The following is a 7,051-nucleotide window of genomic DNA, read 5'->3' on the forward strand; positions in this document are numbered from 1 at the left end:
CCCGAGGACGAGCAGGCCTACGTGCACCGCATCGGTCGCACCGGCCGGGCCGGCAAGACCGGTATCGCGATCACCCTGGTGGACTGGGACGAACTCGAGCGCTGGGCGATGATCAACACCGCGCTCAAGCTGGACTGTGCCGATCCCGCCGAGACCTACTCCAACTCCCCGCACTTCTACTCCGAGCTGGGCATCCCCACCGAGGCAGGTGGTTTCATCGGCGCGGCCCGCAAGGCGCAGGGCACCCGCCCGCCGCGTGATCGCGATGGTGGTCGCGGCGGCGGCGAGAAGCGTGAGCGTCCCGCTCGTGACCGCACCCGGTCGCGGCAGCGCACCCGCGGCGGCCAGTCCGAGAACGGCAACGCCGAGAAGCCGGCCATCGACGGTGACGGCGCCACCACGACCGCCGAGGGCGGCTCCAACGGCCGTCCGCGCCGTCGCCGCCGCGGTCCGCGCAAGTCCGCCGAAGCCGGCGCCGCCACCTCCTAGATGGTCGCTCCCGAGCGCCGCACCAAGGGTGACCTGATCGCCGCGGCGGCGATCGCCGCTGTGGTGGCCATGGTCATCGCAGCGTTCTGGTGGCACAGTTCAGCGCGCTCGACGATCTTGCAGCCGGCCCCGTCGAAGGCGACGGGTCTTGTTACGCCGCAAGCGGTTCCGGATGCACTGCAGCAGAGGTGGACCGCCGTCAGCTCCCGCACCTCGGTGCCGGTGGCGGTCGGTGGCACCGTGATCACCGGCGAGGGCCACGACGTCGTCGGCCATGATCCCAATACCGGTGAGCAGCGCTGGCTGTACGCCCGCGATCGTGATCTGTGTGCGGTGACCCAGGTCTACGACTTGGCCGTCGCGGTCTATCCGGACGGCCGCGGCTGCGGTCAGGTCACCGGAATCCGCGCCGCGACCGGGGTCCGCGGACCGAGCCGCACCAGCTACTCCGATAGGCACACCGTGGTGAGTTCTGATGGCAGCGCGGTGCTGTCCTACGGCCCCACCCGCCTGGAAATGTGGCGCACCGACCTGGTGCGGCTGCTGTCCTATGGCGAAATCGACTCCCGGGTCAAGCCGGCCAACACCGGCATCGGGTCGGGCTGCACGCTGATGTCGGCCGCCGGCACCGACGCCTCGGCCGCGGTGCTGGAGGCCTGCCGGGATGAGAAGGACCTGCGGCTGACGTTGCTGAAACCGGCCAAGGAGGAGGACGAGCCGGACACCAAACATGTGCCGATGCCCGGACTGGCCGTCGACGCCGATGCCCGGGTGCTGGCGGTGGCCGGCACCCGCGCTGCGGTGTATCTGCCCGTCCCGCGTCCGGCGGTGGTGGTTTACGACGAGACCGGCTCCACGGTGTCCGAGACCCCGCTGCGCATCCCGCCGGCGCTGGACGGCGCCACCCCCGCGCTGACCCACGCCGGTGACTACTTCACCTGGTGGACCGGTACCTCGGTGATGGTCTTCGACAGCACGCTGAGCTACCGCTACACGATCGATGCACCCACGCTGGGCCCGGCGACGATGATGGCCGGACGGTTCCTGATCCCGGTTGCCGACGGCCTGGCGGTCTACAACCCGGTCAACGGCTCACGCGAGCGGGTGATCGCGGTGCCGCATGCACCGGGTGACGCGGTGATCATCCCGTCGACGATCGGACCGGTCGTGCTCGAACAGCGCGGCGCCACGCTGACCGCGTTCAGTCCCTAGGGTCGACTCGACTAAAGATCGGGCGTGAACGTCGGCAGCGGCTTACCCGACTTCCAGTGCTTCAGAAGCGATTTCGCCAACTCGCGGTAGGCGCTGGCGCCCTTGTTCTTCCGGCCCGCCATCACCGAGGAGCCCGACGCACTTGCCTCGGCGAACCGCACGGTGCGCGGAATCGGCGGGGATAGCACCGGCAGGTCGTACCGATCGGCGACGTCGAAAAGCACATCGCGGCTGTGGGTGGTGCGCGCGTCGTAGAGGGTGGGCAGCGCGCCGATCAGCCGCAGATCCGGATTGGTGATCTGCTGGACGTCGGCGACGGTGCGCAGGAACTGACCGACACCGCGGTGCGCCAGCGTCTCGCACTGCAGGGGCACCATGACATCGTCGGCGGCGGTCAGCCCGTTGAGGGTGAGCACGCCGAGCGACGGCGGGCAGTCGATGATCACCACGTCGAAGTCCTGGTCGTCCTGGTCCGATGTCGCCGGCCCGGCGGCGCCGGCGAGCTTGGCCAGCGCACGCTTGAGCGCGTACTCCCGGCCGGCCCGCATCAGGAGCATGGCTTCGGCACCGGCCAGGTCGATATTGGCCGGCAGCAGCGACATACCTTCGGGGGTCTGCACCAGGGCTGCACTGGGCTCGACGTCGCCGAGCAACACCTCATGCACCGACACCGGCAGCTTGTCCGGATCGGCGCCCAGCGAGAAGGTCAGGCAGCCCTGCGGATCGAGATCGACGAGCAGCACCCGCTTGCCCTCGGCAACGAACGCCGCACCCAGGGAGGCCACCGTCGTCGTCTTGGCCACCCCGCCCTTCTGGTTGGCCACGGCCAGAATTCGGGTCACGTCCGTCAGTGTTCCAGGTTCGTGCACAATCGGTGACGTGAGCGTCGGGAACCATCGGTTGATCCTGCTGCGGCATGGCGAAACCGAGTGGTCGCGAGACCACAAACACACCAGCACCACCGATCTCGACCTCACCGAGGTGGGCCGCGAGCAGGCCCGCCGGGCCGCCCACACCCTGGAACGCCTCGAACTGGACAACCCGCTGGTGGTCAGCAGCCCGCGACGGCGTGCATTGATCACCGCCGAATTGGCCGGACTGCACGTCGACGAGGTGTCCCCGCTGCTGGCCGAATGGGATTACGGCGACTACGAGGGCCTGACCACCCATGACATCCGCACCACGACACCGGGCTGGATGCTGTGGACCGACGGCTGCCCGGGCGGGGAGAGCGTGGCCCAGGTCACCGTGCGCGCCGACCGGGCGGTGACCTATGCACTCGAGCAGATGGTCTCCCGCGATGTGGTCTACGTCAGTCACGGCCACTTCTCCCGGTCGGTGGTGACCCGCTGGGTGGAGCAACCGCTGAGCGAGGTGGCCCGCTACGGGTTCGGCACGGCAAGCGTCGCGGTGTGCGGCTTCGAGTACGGGCTGCGCCAGCTGTCGGCGCTGGGCCTCAACGCGTGAGCGAACACCCGTCCTTTGTGCTGAGCGGACCGGCCGGGACCATCGTCGCGACCGGTGTCAGGGCCGGATACGACGACGTCGCCACCGCCGCCGCTGCCCTGCGGGATGGATCGGCCGACATCATCGTCGGGGCGCTGCCGTTCGATATCCGCGACCCGGCCGCGCTACTGCAGCCGGTCAGCGTGGGCCATACCCTGCCGCCGCGGCCCACCGCCGCGCTGCCCGCCGTGCGGATCACCGGCATGCTGCCCGACCCGGATACCCATCGCGGCCGCATCGAGGCGGCGCTGCATCTGCTCCGCGATGCCGAAAACCCCTTGGAGAAGGTCGTTTTGGCCCGCGCTCTGCAACTCGACGCCGATGCCCCGATGGATCCACTGGCGATCCTGCACCGGCTCATCGCCGCCGACCCCGAGGGCACCGCCTACCTGGCTGACCTCTCCCCCGCCGGTCGGGCGTTCACCGGCGCCGCACTGGTGGGCGCCAGCCCCGAACTCCTGGTGGCCCGTCGCGGCGAGGTGGTCAGCGCTCAGCCGTTCGCCGGGTCCGCACCGCGGTCGGCCGACCCGGACACCGATGCCGCCAATGCCGCCGCACTTGCCGGCTCGAGCAAGAACCGCCACGAGCACCAGCTCGTGGTCGACACCATGCGCGACGCGCTGGAACCACTGTGCCGTGATCTCGAGATCGCACCCGAGCCGCAACTGAGCAGCACCGGCGCCGTCTGGCATCTGAGCACTCCGATCAGTGGCCGGCTGCGGATGAGTTCCACCACCGCAATGGATCTGGCTTTGGCACTACATCCGACTCCGGCTGTCGGCGGTGTCCCCACCGCCGCGGCGGTGGATGTGATCGCCGAGATCGAAGGGGGCCGCGGCTTCTACGCCGGCGCGGTCGGCTGGTGCGACGCCCGCGGCGACGGCCGCTGGGTGGTGGCCATCCGGGGCGCGCAACTGTCCGCGGACCGGCGCACCGCACTGGCCGTAGCCGGCGGCGGGATCGTCGCCGAGTCGGACTCCCGCGACGAAGTCGCGGAGACCACAACGAAATTCAGAACCATTCTCACCGCACTGGGGGTGTCATGACGGTTCGGATCCGCCCGGCGGTTCGCGGGGATGAAGCCGAGATCGTGGCGATGATCGAAGGACTCGCCGACTTCGAGCGTGCGCCGCAGGAGTGCACGGTGACCGAAAGTCAGCTCACCGCAGCATTTTTCGGCGACGACGCGGTGGCGTCGTGTTTCATCGCAGAGTGCGACGGCGCACCGGCAGCCATCGCGGTGTGGTTCCGCAACTTCTCCACCTGGGACGGGGTGGCCGGCATCTACCTGGAGGACTTGTTCGTGCGCCCGGCGTTCCGCCGACGCGGAATCGCCCGGGCACTGCTGGCCGCACTGGCCCGCGAATGCGTCGAGAAGGGGTACAGCCGACTGAGCTGGGCGGTGCTGGACTGGAATGTCAACGCGATCGCCCTCTATGACGAGGTCGGGGGCCGGCAGATGTCGGAATGGATCACCTATCGGGTTTCCGGCCCGGAACTCTCGGCACTGGCCGCCGACTGATCGCCCGGGGACGCCAGCCACTGCAGCGTCGCCGGGCTGAACAGCAGCACCAGGATGGCCGCGGCCAGGACCGCCAGCGGGATGGCGTAGCCCCACTGATGTGAGCCCACGCCCATGTACCAGGCCACCGGCAGCAGCAGCAGTTGAGCGAACACCGCGAGACCGCGGCCCCAGGCCCGGCCGTTCCACAGCGCCCACCCGGCGGCCAGCACCGCCGCACCCAGTACGGCGACGGTCGCGCCGGTGCCGAAGCCGTTGACGATGTGCTGATCAGCCCCCGCCAACCCGCGAATCACCATGAGCACCGCCGCCAACACCGCGGCGGCGCCCTCCAGGCCCACCAGGACGGCCGCCTGACGCACCGTCGCGGGAGCGGGAACCGTCATGCACCGAGCCTAAAGCGGCCGTCACCGCCGTCCGCCTCGGCCCCGCGGGCCCGCCCCGCGCTGCGGACCGCACCCGGATCGAGCTCCCCGACCCACCGGTCGATGAGGTCGGCGACCTGCTCCCAGGACATCGAGTTCCACCGGCGGGCGAACCGGGCGAGCTGGCCGTCGAGCAGGGCCAGCACATCCGGATCGGCGATCAGACCGGTGCGGTAGGCGACCGTGGCGAAGATCCGAAAATCGACCCGGCCGGCGTTGAACACCGCGGCCAGCTTGGGCAGCCGTTCCTCGGCGCGCTGTGCGACAGACATATCAGATTCATCGAACATAAATTCGATTTTACCGTCGGGCGCTGACACCGTCGGCCTCGTTTTGGTTTCGATCTAGGCTCATCTCTCGTGCGGGCCGTGCTGATCGTCAACCCCAATGCCACCTCGACGACCCCGGCCGGCCGCGATCTGCTGGCCCACGCCCTGGAAAGCCGGCTGGACCTGACCGTCACGCACACCGACCACCGCGGCCACGCCATCGAGATCGCCCAGGCGGCCGCCGCGGACGGTATCGACGTGATCATCGTGCATGGCGGCGACGGAACGGTGAATGAGGTGGTCAACGGCCTGCTGGGCACGCCGGACGGCCCTCGCCCGCCGGCCGACCGGCTGCCTGCCGTCTCGGTGGTGCCGGGGGGTTCGGCCAACGTCTTCGCCCGTGCCCTGGGCATCAGTTCCGACCCCATCGAGGCCACCAACCAGCTGATCGACCTGCTCGGCACGCATCAGGCGGGCACGCCGTGGCGCCGGATCGGCCTGATGGACTGCGGGGAGCGCTGGGCGGTGTTCACCGCCGGGATGGGCGTCGACGGCGACGTGGTGGCCGCCGTGGAGGCCCAGCGGGCCAGGGGCCGCAAGGTCACCGCCAGCCGCTACATCCGCATCGGGGTCCGTGAGATGTTGTCCAACGCCCGCGAACAACCCCGGCTCACCGTGCACCTCCCCGGGCGCAACCCGATCCGGGGCGTGCACTTCGCGTTCGTCTCCAACGCCAGCCCCTGGACCTACGCCAACACCCGGCCGGTGTGGACCAACCCCGGCACCACGTTCGAATCAGGCCTGGGGATCTTCGCGATGACCAGCATGAACGTGGTCGCGAATCTGCTGCTGCTGCGCCGGATGCTGTCCAAGAAGGCCAACGTCCGGGCCAAGCACCTGATTCGCGAGGACGACGTGGCGCAGGTCCGGATCACCGCCGCCGAACCGGTGTCCTGCCAGGTGGACGGGGATTTCCTGGGCCTGCGCGATGAGATGACGTTTACCGCGGTTCCGGACGCGGTTTCGGTGGTCGCTCCCCCGCCAGAACAACTCTGAGCTGCGCTTTCACCCCGCCGAGGTTGCGGTTCGGGCGCGATTCGGCGGCATAGTAATACACCGGGGTCCACGTGTACCAAATCGGGCTGCAGAGTGACGTTGCTTACGGTTACTTCAACTTCCCTTGACAACCGTCGCGGCTGTGAAATTATCGTAGATAACAGTGCAACAACATTTGTGTGCGCCGGCGTTATCAGCCCAGGCTGAACGGGGTTTTCCCCGTTGTATTTGTCGTGCACACAGTACTAGAGGAGATGTGGAAATGGATTGGCGCCACAAGGCGGTCTGTCGGGACGAGGATCCGGAGATGTTCTTCCCGGTAGGGAACAGCGGCCCCGCTCTGGCCCAGATCGCTGACGCGAAGCTGGTCTGCAACCGGTGCGCAGTAGTCACCGAGTGCCTGACCTGGGCTCTCGAGTCCGGCCAGGACGCGGGTGTCTGGGGCGGTATGAGCGAGGACGAGCGTCGTGCCCTCAAGCGTCGCAACGCCCGGACCAGGGCACGTACCGGAGTCTGATCTCCAGCAGAATTCGAGTCGCGGGGCCCCCCCAAGCGCGGGGGGTGCGATTTTG

9 protein-coding genes and 1 pseudogene are annotated in these 7,051 nt (G+C 68.9%); 7 read left to right on the top strand and 3 right to left on the bottom strand.

Going from position 1 to position 7,051, the window contains the following annotated elements:
* A pseudogene (locus ACR2JI_RS13670) lies at positions 1-489 on the top strand (DEAD/DEAH box helicase); the annotation flags it as partial.
* Complete coding sequence (locus tag ACR2JI_RS13675; protein WP_526390816.1) at positions 490-1,701, top strand: Rv3212 family protein; 1,212 nt, start codon at positions 490-492, stop codon at positions 1,699-1,701.
* Positions 1,702-1,712: 11 nt separating this feature from the next.
* On the opposite strand, the gene ACR2JI_RS13680 is transcribed toward ACR2JI_RS13675, so the two are convergent.
* Complete coding sequence (locus ACR2JI_RS13680; protein ID WP_526390832.1) at positions 1,713-2,552, bottom strand: ParA family protein; 840 nt, start codon at positions 2,550-2,552, stop codon at positions 1,713-1,715.
* Between the two features lie 28 nt (positions 2,553-2,580).
* Here ACR2JI_RS13680 and ACR2JI_RS13685 point away from each other — a divergent pair, with 28 nt between their 5' ends.
* From ACR2JI_RS13685 to ACR2JI_RS13695, 3 genes are read left to right on the top strand one after another with little or no spacing between them, the layout of a single operon-like run.
* Positions 2,581-3,168 (top strand): acid phosphatase, encoded by a 588-nt coding sequence (locus ACR2JI_RS13685; RefSeq protein WP_526390818.1) that lies wholly within the window; start codon positions 2,581-2,583, stop codon positions 3,166-3,168.
* Positions 3,165-4,253, top strand: coding sequence for an isochorismate synthase (locus ACR2JI_RS13690; RefSeq protein WP_526390820.1), 1,089 nt, complete (start codon positions 3,165-3,167; stop codon positions 4,251-4,253). The genes ACR2JI_RS13685 and ACR2JI_RS13690 overlap by 4 nt, the downstream gene beginning before the upstream one ends.
* Positions 4,250-4,729, top strand: coding sequence for a GNAT family N-acetyltransferase (locus ACR2JI_RS13695; protein WP_526390822.1), 480 nt, complete (start codon positions 4,250-4,252; stop codon positions 4,727-4,729). The genes ACR2JI_RS13690 and ACR2JI_RS13695 overlap by 4 nt, the downstream gene beginning before the upstream one ends.
* Here ACR2JI_RS13695 and ACR2JI_RS13700 read toward each other — a convergent pair.
* Both ACR2JI_RS13700 and ACR2JI_RS13705 read right to left on the bottom strand, forming a co-directional pair.
* Positions 4,684-5,115 carry a hypothetical protein gene (locus tag ACR2JI_RS13700; RefSeq protein ID WP_526390824.1) on the bottom strand — a complete coding sequence of 144 codons (432 nt, stop codon included), beginning with the start codon at positions 5,113-5,115 and terminating at the stop codon, positions 4,684-4,686. The genes ACR2JI_RS13695 and ACR2JI_RS13700 overlap by 46 nt on opposite strands.
* Positions 5,112-5,444 carry a DUF222 domain-containing protein gene (locus ACR2JI_RS13705; RefSeq protein WP_526390826.1) on the bottom strand — a complete coding sequence of 111 codons (333 nt, stop codon included), beginning with the start codon at positions 5,442-5,444 and terminating at the stop codon, positions 5,112-5,114. The genes ACR2JI_RS13700 and ACR2JI_RS13705 overlap by 4 nt, the downstream gene beginning before the upstream one ends.
* 69 nt (positions 5,445-5,513) lie before the next feature.
* On the opposite strand from ACR2JI_RS13705, the gene ACR2JI_RS13710 reads away from it, so the two are divergent.
* Both ACR2JI_RS13710 and ACR2JI_RS13715 read left to right on the top strand, forming a co-directional pair.
* Positions 5,514-6,479, top strand: a complete 966-nt coding sequence (locus tag ACR2JI_RS13710) for a diacylglycerol/lipid kinase family protein (RefSeq protein WP_526390828.1) — start codon at positions 5,514-5,516, stop codon at positions 6,477-6,479.
* 262 nt (positions 6,480-6,741) lie between these two features.
* Positions 6,742-6,996, top strand: a complete 255-nt coding sequence (locus ACR2JI_RS13715) for a WhiB family transcriptional regulator (RefSeq protein WP_526390830.1) — start codon at positions 6,742-6,744, stop codon at positions 6,994-6,996.
* Positions 6,997-7,051: the final 55 nt, after the last annotated feature.

It is taken from the genome of Mycobacterium sp. (genome assembly GCF_051006775.1).
In the GTDB taxonomy this organism is placed as follows: domain Bacteria; phylum Actinomycetota; class Actinomycetes; order Mycobacteriales; family Mycobacteriaceae; genus Mycobacterium.